Source organism: Mycobacterium lentiflavum (genome assembly GCF_022374895.2).
Classification (GTDB): domain Bacteria; phylum Actinomycetota; class Actinomycetes; order Mycobacteriales; family Mycobacteriaceae; genus Mycobacterium; species Mycobacterium lentiflavum.
Map to the genome: position 1 here is coordinate 1,397,623 of NZ_CP092423.2, position 15,089 is coordinate 1,412,711.

A 15,089-nucleotide genomic window follows, 5' to 3' on the forward strand; every position below is an offset into this window, starting at 1 on the left:
AGGTGCTATCGCATATGAAGAACACGTGGTCCCGGGCCGGCGGTGCTGATGTGACAGCTGTGGCGCACGCCTACTTTCACGCGCAGGCCGTGCGGAACCTATCCCGGTAGGCCTTGGGGCTGATGCCCAAGTGGTTGACGAATACTCGTCGCAGGGTCTCGACGCTGCCGAAACCCGCGAGGTGCGCGGTCTCGGTGACAGTTCGGCCGGCTTCGAGCCCGGCGCGGGCGAAGTCGATCCGCACCAGCTCGACGTAGCGCGCCGGCGTCATTCCCAGCTCGGACCGAAATAGCCGGGTCAGCTGCCGGGGACTCAATGACGCCTTGGCCGCGAGCTTGGCCACGCTGTGGTCACGAGCGGGATCGGCCGCGATCGCATCGGTGACCGAGCGCAGCGGCGAGCCGGCCGGCGGATCGGCTTCGACCAGCACCGAGAATTGCGATTGGCCGCCCGCACGTTTGAGATGGACGACCAACCACCGGGCCACGTCACGGACAAGCTCTGTCCCGTAATCCATTTCAACCAATGCGAGCGCCAGGTCGATGCCCGACGACACTCCCGCGGAGGTGTAGACGTCGCCGTCGCGCACGAAGATCGCGTCCGGCTCGACCGTGACATCCCGGAAGGCCCGGGCCAATCGCCGTGTCTCGTGCCAGTGCGTGGTGGCGCGCCGGCCGCTGAGCAGGCCGGCCTGCGCGAGGACGAACGAGCCGGTGCAGATCGACGCCAGGCGACGCGTCGTTGCCGCCACGCCCCCGCGACATCCAACAGCGTCACGCCGTCGTAGACGACGATCACCACCACTCGCGAAGGTGTTCCGTCCTCATCGCGTTGCACACGACTCCCGGCATCCCCGAGTTCCTCGCTCCCGAAGTCGCCCTGGTGACCGCCGGTGTCGAAACTGACGTGTTGGGCATCGAGCGCGACGAGCTTTCGCCCGAGGCACTGGACGCGGTCACCGCGGCGCATCCGCGGCCGGATTTCAAGCGGCGCATCCTGGCTGCGTTCAACGACGGAATGAAGCACCGCCCGCACAGGAGGTTTCGTCTCGAAACGGCTGGGGCAAGCCGTTCGGAATCGAAGTGCCGCAACCACTCTGGCCGCAACAGGACGCGCGATGAATCTGGCATGGCAGCGCAAGGCCAACGGCGGCGTGGTCTCCATCGTCGAGCACCCCTTCGAGGTCGGCCTGCTCACCGCCGCGCACCGCCACGCCCGTGAGGACGAGCACTCGATCGTGCTGGCCGGTGAGATCGGCTTCCGCTCCGACGACGCGAAGTTGTGTTGCACGAGCTGCCGGAATTTGGCGAACTCGCCGACAAGTACGGGCTGACCTACGGATCGCCGGCCTGGATGGACGACATCGCGCAGCGATATGGCCTGAACCCGCCTTCTCATTGAGGTCGCTGAACCCCCGCTGAGCCCGCGATTTGGTCGGCTCGACACCGGTTCGGTAACCTTGCATTTACCGACGCGGGGTGGAGCAGCTCGGTAGCTCGCTGGGCTCATAACCCAGAGGTCGCAGGTTCGAATCCTGTCCCCGCTACTAGTGGAATTGGCCCCCGGAGATTTCTCCGGGGGCATTCCGATGCCCGATGGGACCACTCTTGGGGACATTCGCAAAGCTAACGATATCGTGGGGAACGAACGGCGTGAGTCAAGGCGCTGATGTGAGCCATGGTCCGCTCAGCACTTGCTGCAACCGAGGCGCAATGACTGCGACAACGGTGTCCATCGGCCACGACGCGATCGGTTCGACCCGCAGCACATAGCGACTGAAAACTAGCCCCAGCGTTTGCGTCGTGAAAACGGCGGCGCGGGCCTCCGCGTCGGGGCCGCCGAGGCGGGAAGCCACGGCATCACAGATATCAGCGCTTGCCGCCTCGCTGACGAGCACATTGAAGTTCTCCTGGCTGGTCGCGGCGGTCATGAGCGCCCGAAGAGGCGGGCCGCTGGTCGGATGGTCCCAAGTGGTTAGGAGGCGCCGAAGGACGCGTTCAGCAAGCGCGTCCACGTCACCGTCTAGGGCGTCGCGCAACAGTTCCAGCGGGTTGGCGGGCAGGGACAGCGCCGCCGAGAACAGGCCCCGCTTTGAACCGAAATAGTAGGCAATGAGCGCGACGTCGACGCCGGCCTCGCCGGCGATTCGACGCAAGCTCACCGCTTGGTAGCCCTCGGTGAAGAAGTAGTGGCGCGCGGCCGCAAGAATTCGTTCTCGACTAGACGCCGTCGGCCCGCGATCAGCCTCCCCATTATCTTTCATCGCTGTTGAATTCTACTTGAGCAGGCATTAGTGTCTATTCAACACTGTTGAATACCGAGATGGCTGACCGGGTATCGACCTCGGGATCTAGGAGGAATGTCCGAATGAGGGAACTTCTCGACCTGGCAGCAGCCATGGGACCGATGGGAATGCGTGCGCTGCGTTCGGGCCAACTGATGCACCCGCGCGTCGATCTGGTGGATGCCGAGCCCGACGTCGACTGTGCCTGGGAGGTGCCCATCCCGGTCAAGGACGGATACACGGTGACTGCGAATATCTTTCGGTCCAAACGTGCGCTTGCGAGCGACGAGGCGGTTCCGGTCATCATGTGCGCGCATCCCTATGACAACCGCAATATCCCGGCGCTGGGGGCGCACATTCGGTGGGGGGCCGCCCAAGCAGTACCGGTTGATATCGCAGGTGGGGCGGCTAAGGTTCTCCAAACTGACGAGCTGGGAGTCACCCGATCCCGATTTCTGGGTGGGCAATGGGTACGCCGTGGTCAATCTCAACCTTCCCGGCTACGGCGGCAGCCAGGGTCGACCATCGGCGTTCGGTCGAGACCAGGCTGCAGCCTACTTCGATGCCGTCGAGTGGGTTGCCGAGCAGCCGTGGTGCAGCGGACGGATAGGCCTGTCCGGGGTCAGTTTCCTGGCGATCAGCCAGTACTACGTCGCCGCATGCGCCGCCCGCGGTGGCCGGGCGCCCGAAGGTCTGAAAGCCATCTCGCCCTGGGAAGGACTCACTGATCCGGCGCGAGATGTCATCCTTCCCGGCGGAGTCAAGGAAAGCGGATTCCCAAGCTTCTGGTGGTTCATGGAGATTCAGCCAGGCCTGACGGGCAATGCTCAAGACTTCCTCGACGTGGAAGGGAGCCCACCGCTGAAATGGGCAGCAGATCACCCGGTGATCGACGACTTCTGGCGCGAAAAGATGCCGTCGTTGGAGGGAATCGAGGTACCGATGCTGGTATGCGGCTCGTTCTCCGACCACGGCATGCACACCGACGGCTCGTTCCGGGCGTTCCAGCGGGCCTCGGGTCCCAAATGGCTTTATACCCATCGCACCGGCAAATGGACCGCCTACTATTCTGACGAGGTCAAGGCATTGCTCCTGCAATTTTTTGATAGCTTCGTTAAGGGTCACGGCGACAACGGGTTTCAATCTCGCGCGCCTGTGCGCCTGGAGGTCCGCTCCAGCCGCGATGTTATCCACGCCGTCCGAGACGAACAGGCCTGGCCGTTGCCCGCAACGCAATGGACCACCCTGTACCTTGACGGCGGCACGTACACCCTGACCGCAGCTGCGCCCGCCGCGCATTCGATCGAGCAGGAAGCCGCCAGCGGGCTCTGCCGTTTTGGCCATGTCTTCGCCGAGGACACCGAGATCACCGGCCCCATGACCCTAAATCTCGACCTGGAATTGCGTGCCGGGGACCGAGGGCCTGCGCCCACCGACGCGGTCATCTTCGCGGTCGTCGACAAGCTGGACCGCCACGGGCGGCGGGTCCCCTTTCACGGTTCAGTCGGCAACGACGACGACAGCGTCACTCGCGGTTGCATTTGTGCATCAGCTCGCGAGCTCGACGCGGAGTGTTCCACTCCCTGGCTTCCCGTCGTAACGCTCTCGCGGCGTTCACCGGTCGCGGTGGGTGAGCGCATACGCCTGTCGATCGCGCTAAGCCCGAGCAGCACCTTCTTCGCGGCAGGGGAACGTCTCCAACTGTCGGTCTCAGGAAAGGCGATCGCCCAGGCGCCGCCTTACCACAAGGACAATTCACCCAATCGCGGCCGCCATGTCTTACACCTCGGTGGCAGCGAAGCCGCTCACCTCTTGGTGCCTCGAGTTCCGTAGGCGCCAGCTGCCGTGGGTGCAGATCGGTTGCCGCGTCACTTGGTGGCGTGCGACCGTATGCGACCGGGGCCACTGTCATGGTTCGGATCATCGGCCCCGAATGACTCGACCCGGCTTCCTATCGGGGCAGCACGGCCTCGATGGCGGTGATGACCTCGGGGGCGTCGGGCTCCGTGCGCGGCCGGAACCGCTTGACTACCTCGCCGCCGGGGGAGATCAGGAACTTCTCGAAGTTCCACTGGATGTCGCCCGCCTCTCCGTCGGCATCGGCGGCCTTGGTCAGCTCGGCGTAAAGCGGGTGGCGCTGATCGCCGTTGACATCGGTCTTTGCCAGCAGTGGGAACGTCACCCCGTATGTCGTCGAGCAGAACTCCTGGATCTCGTCGGCCGTGCCGGGTTCCTGGCCCATGAACTGGTTGCACGGGACGCCGACGACCGTCAGGCCGCGGCCGCCGTAATCCTCGGCGAGTTTCTCCAGCGCCGTGTACTGCGGGGTCAGTCCGCATTTGGAGGCCACGTTCACGACCAGCGTTGCGCCGTCTGATAGTTCGGCCAGCGTGGTCGGGAGGCCGTCGAGGGTGATCAAGGCGATGTCTTTGAGGGTCACGCCGATGACGCTAACGCTTTTCGCAGGCCGCCGTCGGCTCTTGCCGGCTGGTCTTGACTGCCCTCCAGCCTCGCGCCGCGCGACTCCGGCCATCGAAAAAGTGGCGTCGGGACATCCCGGGGTAGCCCCGGAAGTGAACTCTGGGTGCAGGCAACTGCAAATCACTTCGTAGATGAGATTGATCGGCGTCGCCGATCAGAGTGATCCGCTATTGGCCATTTTTTCAAACACTGTCGGTTGGCAACCTAAGTACAACACACCAAGGTAGGAGGGATATTCCGACATGACACAGTCCCAGACGGTGAACGTAGAATACGAAGAGCTTATGGCCCGGGCCGACGAACTCGAGCAGCCCCTTCCGGCTATCCCGCCCACCAATCCGGCTGCGCCATGTGCCCTTTCGCTGGCGAACGATGCTGCCGCCCAACTAGCGCTGTCCGCCGAGTCGATGCGCCTGTATTTAAATGGTTGCGAGAGGGAATGGAAATCGCTGGCCAAATCCCTGAGAAAGGCGGCCAGGGCTTATCAAGAGGCCGACGAAGTCGCCGCGGATTCCATCAACGGCGAAGGTGGCGGATCGGGCGGAAATGGCCGGCTGTGCGCCTACGACGACCCGGAGGGCGATTCAGGTTGGTCTCCGCCGCCGCCACCGCCACCACCTGCGCCCTTCGACTACCCTTACTACGAGGTCAGACAGGCGACGATGGATATCGAAGACGGCGACCAGGGAGCGGCGTTCGGGGCATTCGCCCATGACTGGGACAACTTTCAGCGAACATTCCAGGAAGAGGCCTACCGGTTCCGCCCGTTCACTTGCTGGGAAGGTGACGCCCGGACGGCTGTTGAACAAAATTTCGAGCAACAGCGAGCCTGGATATATTCAATGGTGCAATTGTGCGCCACGCTAAGTAAGCAGGCAATCGGCGTTGTTGACGCTCAGAAAAAGCTGCGGTCCGACAGCGGTTCGGCGGATGAGGATTCCGACGGAAACTATCTTATTCCTGAACAGCATCCCGGACCCATTGACGTATCGAATTGCGATTATTGGTACAAGTTCTATGTCGAAGCTGATCCAGAGAGTCTGCACTATGCGATCGCGTGGTATGCAAGAATGCAGAAGCAGTCCGAGGGAGCGTTAAAGCTTTATGTTGCCAATGCATCGTTACCTTTACCGCCAGTGAATCCCGGTATGTTCCCGACCGCCTCGGTGTCTGATTTCGATCTCAAAAGCGAGATCTTCGGTGACGGACAGCTCGAGGACCTACCGCTTGACCTTCCCGGCGACGACAGCCTCGGGGGCCTGACCGGCATGCCTACCCTGCCAGGCCTCGGAATGCCGTCGATGCCCGACGAGTCGAAGTTGGCCGGTGCCGCAGCGGGGCCGCCGGTCCCCGCCGTCGGGTCAGGTTCACACCCACTGACCGGTTCGGGGGTCAAACCAGCGTCGTTGGGAGGTGGAGGAATCGGCGTTGTGCCACCGTTAAGGCCGTTGACATCGTCATTCAGCCAGGAACCGTCGCCAGCACCGGCGACGAACGGTTACCCAGGCCTGGGCCGTGGGGTCCCGGGCGCTGGCGCCGCGTTGGGCGGGGGCGGGATGGGCATGCCGCCAATGGCGCCCAACGGCGCCCACGGGAAAGGCGCCGAAAAGGGCAAGCGCTTGCAGGACGAGCGTGCGCTCTACACCGAGCGGCGGGCGTGGACCGAGGGAATCATCGGTCGATCGCGGGGCAGGACCTCTCCCGAAAAGGAGATCGTAAAACCCCTCGCCTATGCACGCCTTGATGGTCAGGCGGGGTAGCAGCCCTTCAGGCAGGGTCGTGCCGCAAGTGGTCAGGCTGGGTGACCCAGCCTGAGGGCACATCCGTGGTGAGCGCCAAGTGCACAAATCGGCTGATCGCGGCGGTCGGGGCCCGAGCAGGGTTCCATTGCAAGGTGTATGGCACGAATTGGCTCGGAATCACCGGCCGAATGGTGTCGGTCACCTCCGCCCCGACGATGGATGCAGTCTTGAGAATCCAGCCGACGTCGGGTTGCGTTGTCCATCGACCAGCAGATAAATCGAAATCGGCGAGTTCAACGGTGGGTGGTGATACGACGGCGGCCTCAAGGGCCTGTCGCTGCGCCAGCGCCCACGCCGGGAAAAGTGTCTCGCTGTGAATGCCGAGCGTCTCACCCGCCAAGTCGGCCAGTGCGACCGCATCGCGAGTAGCAAGGCGGTGATCGGCCCGCAATCCCACCAGCAAGCGCTCGCCGCAGAACACCTCTCCTACGACTCCGGGACGGTCCGGCACCAGACCGCAGGTGATCGCGACATCGACTCTGCCCTCAGCGACAGCGCGATCGAGGTCGGTCAACCACATCCGTCGAACGTCGAGTTCGACCTCGGGCACATCGGCTTGTAGGGCGGTAGCAAGGTGGGGTGCAAGCACCGGCGCAACCGTCGGCGTGATACCCAGGCGCACGGTGCCGGCGTCGCCTTGTGTCAACCGGCGCACCGCCGCGGCGGCAGCTGCGACCTCGTCCAGGATGACCTTGGCACGACCGAGCAACTCGTTTCCCGCGCTTGTCACAGCGACCCGCCGAGTGGTGCGCGTCAACAACGGCGCGCCCATCTCACGCTCCAAACGCTGCACAAGTTCGCTTACCGTCGGTTGGCCCACGTGCAGCTTTTGAGCAGCACGGCCGAAGTGCAACTCGGTGGCGACTGCCACGAAAGCCTCTAGCTGACGCAGCTCCACGCTCCGATCCTAAATGTGTGCGCCGGTCACCGCCCGGTTGACGGCACCGAGGATCACAGCGGTGCGCTGTTCAGATACCACCCGGCTCCCCTCTCAGCTTGAGCCCAGCGGAATATCGGCTTCGATGCAACGCAACAGTGATCGTCAATGGCTCACTGGGTCACTGCGTCGTGACTTCAGGGCGGCCTGCGCAGCCAGCATCCCTGTCATCATGGCTCCGGTGAATCCTCCGGTGCCGCCGTAGCTCGAGGCAAGCCACAACCCAGGTACGGCTGTGGCGACATTTCGGTACGAGCGCAGAGCGCGAAAGGTCCTGGGCGGCTCTGGTGCGAAACCGTATATCGACCCGCCGGGAGTATTGAGATAGCGGTGCATCGTTGCGGCAGTAGCCATTTCGCGTTGCACGACCGCACCGGCGAAACCGGGGAAGTACCTGTCGATCTCGGTCACGATCGCATCGAGCCACTGCTCGCGCTTGGCCCGGCACGCCTGGTCACTCAGGTCCTCCCAATTGGCGACACTGTCCACGCCGACGACGGAGACAAGGTGCTGGCCTGCCGGATTCAGCCCGCTGTCGACGGCGCCGTAATCGACGATGCCTATCGCGGGCATGCGGGTTCCGGGCGCGTCAGCCAGGAGTTCAGCCCCGCGTGCATAGTCCGTCAGCGATTCCATCCACTCCGGGATCAGCACTGTCGAGTATTGGGTGAAGCCCAGCTCGCGGGGTGACACGTTGAGCCCCAAGGCAATTGAAAATAATGAGATCGACGGGCGCCGTCCCTCGTATGGGGCAGCGAACGACTTTCGTGCTTCCGGTGGGAGGGCTTCGGCGAGTACGGTCGGGGCGGCGTTGCCGAAGACGACTGGTGTGCTGTCGACGACGCGGTCGGCGCCGTGTGCCGCGGTGTGGGCGACAGCGGTCACGTGGCCTGCATCGTCGAGGATGATTTCGGTGGCCGTACGGCCCGTGCGCGCTTCGCCGCCCTCGGTCTCGACCACTTCGGCGAGCTTTCGGCTCAGTGTCGCCGAGCCGCCCTTGATGTACGTGCCGCCGCTGGCAAGATAGCTTCCTTGCGCGACGGCGTAGAACAGCCACCACAGCCGGTCGGCGTCATCAGTGTAGTAGCCAAGGTTCGCCGCCAGCGCCAGCTTCGGCCCCTCGTCGTCGCCGAATATGTCGTCGAACACCTCTGAGAGGCTTAGCCGGGCGTCTCGCAGGAGCGGCCATAACTTGAGGGGGACCACCGGCGCGTGCATGAACCACCACAGGCTGTCGTGCTCCTCACCGACCATCGCTGTCGCGTCCTGGACGGCCCGCAGTCGCTGGAAGTACCGGCGGAAGGCCGACCGCTGGTGGGGGAACCTGGCGGCTAGCGCCGCTTCGGCGGCATCGAAGCCGTGCGGCAGGACGAAAGGTGGATCGAACAATCGCCCGCGGACTTCGTAAAACGCGCCGATGGGCACAAAGTCGAGGTCGTCGAGGACGCCGAGCGCCCGCAGAACACGGGCCTTTGGGTCGTGCGGATCCTGCGGGTCCACCGTCTCGTGCAGCGAAGCTTCGATGTTGAGCATCCCGTGCCGATAGGTCGTTGCCGCCCCGCCCAACTCGGCATTGCGTTCAAGGACCAGTACCTTGTGCCCGGCCCTCGCGTACAGCGCGGCCGCGGTAAGCCCGCCGAGACCCGACCCGATGGTGATGGCATCGTAAGAACGACTCATGCGCATTCCTCCAGCAGCTGTTTTCAGGGTCCGAATGCTCGCGGTCGAGATCGAAGCGATGGTCCACGCGTAGTACAGCTCACCTGCACGGTCTGTTGGCACGCCAGGGCCGAAAGTCATTTTTCTGCAACCAGTTCGGGCTCGGCGGATGGGCTCAAGCTCCCCAACTTCGTTGATTGACCAGTCGCGCATCCCAGTTGGTGTTGTTCTCACCCGCAACGTCGGTGGTTGTTCACTGACCCGGGAGCGCGGCCCTTCCGCGAGATCGTGCCATCCCAGTCGCAGAAACAAACTCGCGGCGATCCTCCGCGGCGTCGGTAACCCAACTGCCGGCAAAGTCCAGGCGGGCACATCCGTTCACTGTCGCCAGAACTGGGTAACCAACGTCCACATTGCGGGCGTCAGGTTCGCGAGCAAGTCACTAGTCGAAGGCGGGAACGAATGGCTGATCAAGAGGGAAGCCGTTGGGACGTCAGTATCAAGAGCAACGCGGTTTGCCTTGAGCGCATCTCTGACGACGAAGACCTGGTGTTCGAAGATTCGTTGGAAGCAGATGAGGCCAGGAAGCTGGCCGGCCTCTTGACGAAGTTCGCCGACAAGCTCGACGAGTCCGACGCAAAAGAGTCCGACAACGAGTCCGACAAAGACTCCGACAAAGACTCCGACAAAGACGAGGACTCCGACGAGTCCGAGGCCTAGATCCGCGGGACCTACCTGTCCTTTCGCCGGCGAAAACGCCGTCGTACGCTCGTTGCGATGCTGGCGAAGTCCGAGATCCGGTTCCTGCGCGTCGGCGACCGCCGGGTGGCGTTCGACGTACGCGGGGACGGTCCACCACTGGTGGCCCCGGCATGGTGGGTAAGCCATCTCGAACTCGACTGGGAGGGCGACGGCTTCCGGCGATTCTGGGAAGTCGTCGCCGACGGATACACCCTGGTCCGCTACGACCGCCTCGGCGTCGGCATGTCGGACCGCACGGTCGATGATTCGGACCTGACCCTGGACGGGGAAGTGGCCATGCTGCGCGCGCTGCTCGACGAGCTGGGGTACGAACGCGTATCGCTGCTGGGCGGATCCTGCGGAAGCTGCACCGCAATCGCTTATGCCGCAACGTATCCCGAACAGATCGAGCGGTTGGTACTGTACGGGTCCTACGCCAACGGTTCGGCCATCACCACAGCGGAAGTGGGCGACGCGATTGTCGCGGCGGTTCGCGCGCATTGGGGACTCGGCTCCCGTCTGCTCAGCAACATGTTCCTCGGCGCAGCCGAATCCGCGGAGCACGAACGCTTTGCCCGGTTGCAGCGCGAGGCCGCGACCGCCGAGGCCGCCGCGGCGTTGTTGCGCCTCGTCTATCGCCTCGACGTACGGGCCTACCTCCCTCAGGTCAGCGCTGAAACGCTGGTGGTCCATCGACGTGGCGATCGGGCCGTGCCGCACCGGCTCGGACGCGAGGTCGCGGCCGCGATCCCGGGGGCTGCTTTGACCTCCCTGCCCGGGAGCGCGCACTTCCCCTGGCACGGTGATGTGGATTCCGTCGCACGCGCATGTCGCGAAGCGCTGGGGCCGCTGGAACCTCTGTCGCAGCCGACTACGCGCGAGCCGGAGCCGGACCTGCTCTCCGCCCGTGAACGCGAGATCCTTGCCTGCCTCGCGCGCGGTCTGAACGATCGCGAAATCGCCGAGCAGCTCGTGCTGAGCCCGCATACGGTGCACCGACACGTCGCGAACATCCGCCGCAAGCTTGGGCGTACCTCACGCGCGGCCGCCGTTGCCGAGGCAGCGCGTCTCGGACTTCTCTGACGTAGCCGAAACGGGCCATTGCTCAAAGATGGCCGCCTTGGGCGATGCGCGCACGCCGGCGCCGCTTCTACGTTAGGCGCCATGACTCAGACCGCTACGGAACTGGAAGTGCGCCCGCCGTCCGCGGCCTGGCTGCGGATCATGGCGCTGGTGTACGACCCGTTCGTGTGGGCCGGCGAGCTGGCGGGGATGCGGCGCCGGCGGCGCACGCTGGTGAGTGCCGCGCGGGGACGCGTCGTCGAGATCGGTGCGGGGACGGGGCTGAACATCGCGCACTATCCCGACGACATCGATGATCTGGTGCTCATGGAGCCCGAGCCGGCCATGCGCCGAAAGCTCGCGCGCCGGTTGCAGCGGCATGCCCGTCCGGCGCGGATCGTCAACGCACCCGCAGAGTGCCTACCGCTGACCGACGAGTCGGTGGATACCGTTGTCTCAACCCTTGTCCTGTGCACCGTCGAGGATCCGGAACGTGCGTTGCGTGAGATCGCTCGCGTGTTGCGCCCGGGCGGGCAGTTGCTGTTCGTCGAACACGTTCGGGCGAATTCACGGTTGCTTGCGGCCTGGCAGGACTACCTGTTCCGCCCCTGGCGTGCCTTCGCCGGCGGATGCTGCTGCAACCGCCCCACCGGGGAGCTGATGCGCGCCTGCGGATTTGCGGTCACGGCAGAGGATTTTGTGTGGCGCGGAATGCCGCGGATCGTCCATCCGCTCTTGATGGGGCGGGCAACGCGCTAGTCTCATTGACTACCGCCGTTTTCATCACAGTTCGACGACGTCCACGTGTGACCTCGGTCGCTAGCATCGGGTGGACTTGCCGAAATTGATCGGCAGGACCTCCACGACGCATCATCTAGATGCTGCCGGATATTTCTGTCTTGCTTACAAATTGGCTACTGACAGGAAATCGCCGGACGTTCTGATGCGCGAGGAGCCGCTGCGAAAAGAGGACGATGGAGTCTGCTGGAGTGCTGTCGCGCGATCGAATCGTTGCCAGCCCAGGATGGAGCAGGTGGCTCGTTCCGCCCGCCGCGCTCTCGATACATCTAGCGATCGGCAGCGTTTACTCCTGGAGCGTATTCAAGCTTCCGCTACACGAAACACTCAGGGCATCAGGACTTTTGAGTGCGATGCCGTTCACGCTGGGCATTGTCATGCTGGGCTTGTCGGCAGCCGTCTTCGGCACGGCGGTCGAACGGCGAGGTCCACGTTGGGCGATGTTCGTGGCGACCGTCTGCTTTTGCGGCGGTTTGCTCGTTTCGGCGATGGCCGCCGAGATCGGCCAGATGTGGCTGATCCTCCTCGGCTACGGAGTCATCGGCGGGATCGGACTCGGAATCGGTTACATTGCACCGGTTTCCACGTTGATGAAATGGTTTCCCGACCGGCCCGGAATGGCGACAGGATTCGCCATCATGGGGTTTGGCGGCGGTGCGCTAATCGCCTCGCCGTGGTCGTCGCAGTTGATGAAGTGGTTCGGTACCGACCGGCATGGGCTGGCTGCGACGTTCTTGGTAATGGGCGTAGTGTATGCGGTCTTCATGGCGGTGGGAGTGCTGCTGGTCCGCGTCCCGCCGCACGAATGGGAACCGCCCGTCGTCAGGGTGGCAGCGTCGAAGTTCCCGCATGCCGCTGGGCCCGATCGCACCGCCAACGAGGCGATCAAGACCCCACAATTCTGGTTGCTGTGGATTGTGTTGTGCTGCAACGTCACTGCCGGTATCGGCATCCTGGAACGGGCAGCGCCGATCTACCGAGACTACTTTCCGCATGCGGCGTCCCCTGCGGCGCTGACCGCGGCCGCGGCGGGATTCGTCGCGATGCTGTCGCTGGCGAACTCGTTGGGACGCATCCTCTGGTCCACGGCTTCGGACACGGTCGGTCGCAAGAACATGTACCGGCTCTATCTCGGTGTCGGGGCGGCGCTGTACGCCGTGTTGATCGTCACGCAAAACGCGAGCAAGCCGCTGTTCCTGGTGGTCTGCATCCTGCTGCTGTCCTTCTACGGCGCGGGGTTTGCGACGGTGCCGGCCTATCTGCGTGACCTGTTCGGCTACCTCGAGATCGGAGCGATCCACGGCCGGCTGTTGACCGCGTGGTCGACGGCGGGCGTGCTCGGACCGGTGATCGTCAACGCGATCGCCGACAATCGCATCGCCGCCCACGTGGTGGGTCCCGAGCGATACAGATGGCCGTTCACGATCATGGTGATCCTGTTGCTGATCGGCGCGGTCTGCAACGAGCTGATTCGCACGCCGCGGCCGCCCAGCTTCGTCGTGTCGGCGGTCGATACGCGAAAGCCGGAGTCCGTCATTTCGGCAGAGGTCGCACAATGACCGTCGGCCGATCGGTCGCGACGTCGCCGCGCGGCAGCCTGCTGGGTGTTGCCAGCTGGTTGTGGGTGGGAGTGCCATTTGCCTACGGCCTCTACGAGCTGGTGGTGAAGATTCCCGCGTTGTTCACGAACTAAGGGAATAGCCGGCTGTGGCCGCCGCGTTCACCCGGCCATGACTGCTTTCAACGTGCCCCAGCGCCAGGAGTTCCTCGCAGCACTACACGTCGGCGTGCTGTCCGTCGCCGCCGACGACGGCCGCCCACCTGCCAGCGTCCCGATTTGGTACGACTACGTCCCGGGCGGAAACATCCGGGTCAACACCGGGGCGTCGTCTCGTAAGGCCAAGCTCATCGAGCGGGCTGGGGTAGTGACACTGGTCGTGCAGCGCGAAGAACCGCCGTATCAATATGTGGTCGTCGAGGGCACCGTGGTCGACACCGCCAAGCCCACCCCCATGGCCGTGCGCGAAGAGATCGCGATCCGCTACCTCGGCGAGGAGGGCGGGCGCGCATTCGTCAGCAGCATGGAGAATCAGGAAACCGTGCTGTTCACCGTGCGCCCGGACCGCTGGATCACCGCTGATTTCTCCGGTGAGCTCTGAGCGCATGCCGTCCGCGGCAAACGGCTAAAGATCGCCGTTGCGCGAGCAATAAGACGGTCCGGCGCCTGATTTTGGTTTAGGTAGTCCTCGTGAGGGTATTCCGTAGCGACTTCTCACGCGGAAAGGGCCTCGACATGTTGCACTCGGTAATTCTGGCTAGTTCGGATCCGCTTGCGGCAGGGTTCATTCTGCGCGGGATCAAGGGGATATTCGTCGCCATCGGCAGCGTGATCGCCGCAATAGTTTGCGGCCTCATCGCCGCCATGAAGGGCCGTAATCCGTTGGGATGGGGACTTCTCGGGCTGTTCTTCTCAATCCTTACCCTGATCGTCATTATCGTCATTCCGAGCAAGAAGTCATAGGGCGGCCAGCAAATCGCTGCCTGCCCTTTATGGTCCCCATACAATCGCCGGGTCGACGCGCTCGTGCGCGGTCAGCAATAAGTGGTCGAAATCCGACTGCGAGCTGACGCGGGGACCGAGGGTGCGGAAGTCTTCGCAGATCTGCTCGGCGAGCAGCCGCAGCTTGACGTTGGCCTCCTGGGATAGCCACTTAAGCAGGTCGAAGGCCGGACCGTCGCCGATGCCGTAGACCAGCATCAACATTCCTTTGGCCTGCTCGATGCCCGCGCGCTGTTCGGCGATCTCGGCCAGCTTCGCGCTGACGAGGTCTTCTCGCGTCTGGTCGGGCAGCGGAGAGACGTCGACGTAGAACCCGTGGGTTCCGATCACATCACCTTGGTCATCGCGCAGTTGGTCACCGACGACCACCACCTGGCGCACCTGTCCGCGGGTATCGATGATTCGGTGCCGAGTGCTGAATGCCTGACGGGTGTTGAGGATCTGATCGATGGTGGCCGCGACCTGCCCGCGGTCGTCCGGGTGTTTGTGCGACAACACCAGCTCGGTGGTCGGGGTCACGCTGCCGGGCTCATACCCGTGCAACCGTTGTACCTGTTCGGACCACTCCCAGCGCTGGTCGGAGAAGTAGAACCGGAACCAGCCTGCCCGCTGCGGCGCACCACCGGCCAGGGCTTGTTCGACGTCGGCCGACTGGCCGTTGAGGTCCCATTTCATGGCGGACTTCGTCTCCTCGGGTACAGGTCAACGGTACGGCCGACTGCTGCAGCGCGCACGGTCCAGCCCCGATTGGGCAAGCAGGGTGCG

General features: G+C 64.0%; 15 protein-coding genes, 1 tRNA gene and 2 pseudogenes. 12 read left to right on the forward strand and 6 right to left on the reverse strand.

The window, feature by feature from the left end:
- Nucleotides 1-76: 76 nt before the first annotated feature.
- Nucleotides 77-751: pseudogene (locus MJO58_RS06745) on the reverse strand (GlxA family transcriptional regulator); the annotation flags it as partial.
- A 74-nt stretch (nucleotides 752-825) separates the two neighbouring features.
- Between MJO58_RS06745 and MJO58_RS06750 the strand changes: the two are divergent.
- The 3 genes and pseudogenes from MJO58_RS06750 to MJO58_RS06760 all read left to right on the forward strand — a co-directional run.
- A pseudogene (locus tag MJO58_RS06750) lies at nucleotides 826-1,044 on the forward strand (HD domain-containing protein); the annotation flags it as partial.
- A 73-nt stretch (nucleotides 1,045-1,117) separates the two neighbouring features.
- Nucleotides 1,118-1,333 carry a hypothetical protein gene (locus MJO58_RS06755; RefSeq protein WP_239723489.1) on the forward strand — a complete coding sequence of 72 codons (216 nt, stop codon included), beginning with the start codon at nucleotides 1,118-1,120 and terminating at the stop codon, nucleotides 1,331-1,333.
- A gap of 139 nt (nucleotides 1,334-1,472) precedes the next feature.
- Nucleotides 1,473-1,546, forward strand: a tRNA-Met gene (locus MJO58_RS06760).
- A 111-nt stretch (nucleotides 1,547-1,657) separates the two neighbouring features.
- Here MJO58_RS06760 and MJO58_RS06765 read toward each other — a convergent pair.
- Nucleotides 1,658-2,263, reverse strand: coding sequence for a TetR/AcrR family transcriptional regulator (locus MJO58_RS06765; protein ID WP_239722369.1), 606 nt, complete (start codon nucleotides 2,261-2,263; stop codon nucleotides 1,658-1,660).
- Between the two features lie 342 nt (nucleotides 2,264-2,605).
- Here MJO58_RS06765 and MJO58_RS06770 point away from each other — a divergent pair, with 342 nt between their 5' ends.
- A complete protein-coding gene (locus MJO58_RS06770; protein WP_259608747.1) occupies nucleotides 2,606-4,117 on the forward strand; it encodes a CocE/NonD family hydrolase in 1,512 nt (503 codons plus the stop codon).
- Between the two features lie 118 nt (nucleotides 4,118-4,235).
- Here MJO58_RS06770 and MJO58_RS06775 read toward each other — a convergent pair whose 3' ends face one another.
- Nucleotides 4,236-4,724 carry a glutathione peroxidase gene (locus MJO58_RS06775; protein WP_090600817.1) on the reverse strand — a complete coding sequence of 163 codons (489 nt, stop codon included), beginning with the start codon at nucleotides 4,722-4,724 and terminating at the stop codon, nucleotides 4,236-4,238.
- 283 nt (nucleotides 4,725-5,007) lie between these two features.
- Between MJO58_RS06775 and espB the strand changes: the two genes are divergently transcribed.
- Entirely contained in the window at nucleotides 5,008-6,525 is a 1,518-nt protein-coding gene (gene espB, locus MJO58_RS06780; RefSeq protein ID WP_239722371.1) for an EspB family ESX-1 secretion system-associated protein, read from the forward strand.
- 7 nt (nucleotides 6,526-6,532) lie between these two features.
- Here the strand turns inward: espB and MJO58_RS06785 are convergent, their stop codons facing one another.
- Nucleotides 6,533-7,465, reverse strand: coding sequence for a LysR family transcriptional regulator (locus MJO58_RS06785; protein ID WP_239722372.1), 933 nt, complete (start codon nucleotides 7,463-7,465; stop codon nucleotides 6,533-6,535).
- Nucleotides 7,466-7,609: 144 nt separating this feature from the next.
- Nucleotides 7,610-9,184, reverse strand: a complete 1,575-nt coding sequence (locus MJO58_RS06790) for a phytoene desaturase family protein (protein ID WP_090600820.1) — start codon at nucleotides 9,182-9,184, stop codon at nucleotides 7,610-7,612.
- 441 nt (nucleotides 9,185-9,625) lie between these two features.
- On the opposite strand from MJO58_RS06790, the gene MJO58_RS06795 reads away from it, so the two are divergent.
- The 7 genes from MJO58_RS06795 (at nucleotide 9,626) to MJO58_RS06825 (ending at nucleotide 14,285) form a co-directional block, all read left to right on the forward strand.
- The gene (locus MJO58_RS06795) at nucleotides 9,626-9,883 is read left to right on the forward strand and encodes a hypothetical protein (protein WP_239722373.1); all 258 of its coding nucleotides are present in this window, start codon (nucleotides 9,626-9,628) and stop codon (nucleotides 9,881-9,883) included.
- A gap of 57 nt (nucleotides 9,884-9,940) precedes the next feature.
- A complete protein-coding gene (locus tag MJO58_RS06800) occupies nucleotides 9,941-10,987 on the forward strand; it encodes an alpha/beta fold hydrolase (RefSeq protein ID WP_239722374.1) in 1,047 nt (348 codons plus the stop codon).
- A gap of 81 nt (nucleotides 10,988-11,068) precedes the next feature.
- Nucleotides 11,069-11,725, forward strand: coding sequence for a class I SAM-dependent methyltransferase (locus MJO58_RS06805; protein WP_090600823.1), 657 nt, complete (start codon nucleotides 11,069-11,071; stop codon nucleotides 11,723-11,725).
- Between the two features lie 215 nt (nucleotides 11,726-11,940).
- Nucleotides 11,941-13,323 (forward strand): L-lactate MFS transporter, encoded by a 1,383-nt coding sequence (locus tag MJO58_RS06810; RefSeq protein ID WP_239722375.1) that lies wholly within the window; start codon nucleotides 11,941-11,943, stop codon nucleotides 13,321-13,323.
- A complete protein-coding gene (locus MJO58_RS06815; protein ID WP_175364366.1) occupies nucleotides 13,320-13,457 on the forward strand; it encodes an MFS transporter small subunit in 138 nt (45 codons plus the stop codon). The genes MJO58_RS06810 and MJO58_RS06815 overlap by 4 nt, the downstream gene beginning before the upstream one ends.
- Nucleotides 13,458-13,494: 37 nt before the next feature.
- Nucleotides 13,495-13,923 (forward strand): pyridoxamine 5'-phosphate oxidase family protein, encoded by a 429-nt coding sequence (locus MJO58_RS06820; protein ID WP_239722376.1) that lies wholly within the window; start codon nucleotides 13,495-13,497, stop codon nucleotides 13,921-13,923.
- Between the two features lie 134 nt (nucleotides 13,924-14,057).
- Complete coding sequence (locus MJO58_RS06825; RefSeq protein WP_090608540.1) at nucleotides 14,058-14,285, forward strand: deoxyribodipyrimidine photolyase; 228 nt, start codon at nucleotides 14,058-14,060, stop codon at nucleotides 14,283-14,285.
- 27 nt (nucleotides 14,286-14,312) lie between these two features.
- Here MJO58_RS06825 and MJO58_RS06830 read toward each other — a convergent pair whose 3' ends face one another.
- A complete protein-coding gene (locus MJO58_RS06830; RefSeq protein ID WP_090600826.1) occupies nucleotides 14,313-14,999 on the reverse strand; it encodes a PAS and ANTAR domain-containing protein in 687 nt (228 codons plus the stop codon).
- Nucleotides 15,000-15,089: the final 90 nt, after the last annotated feature.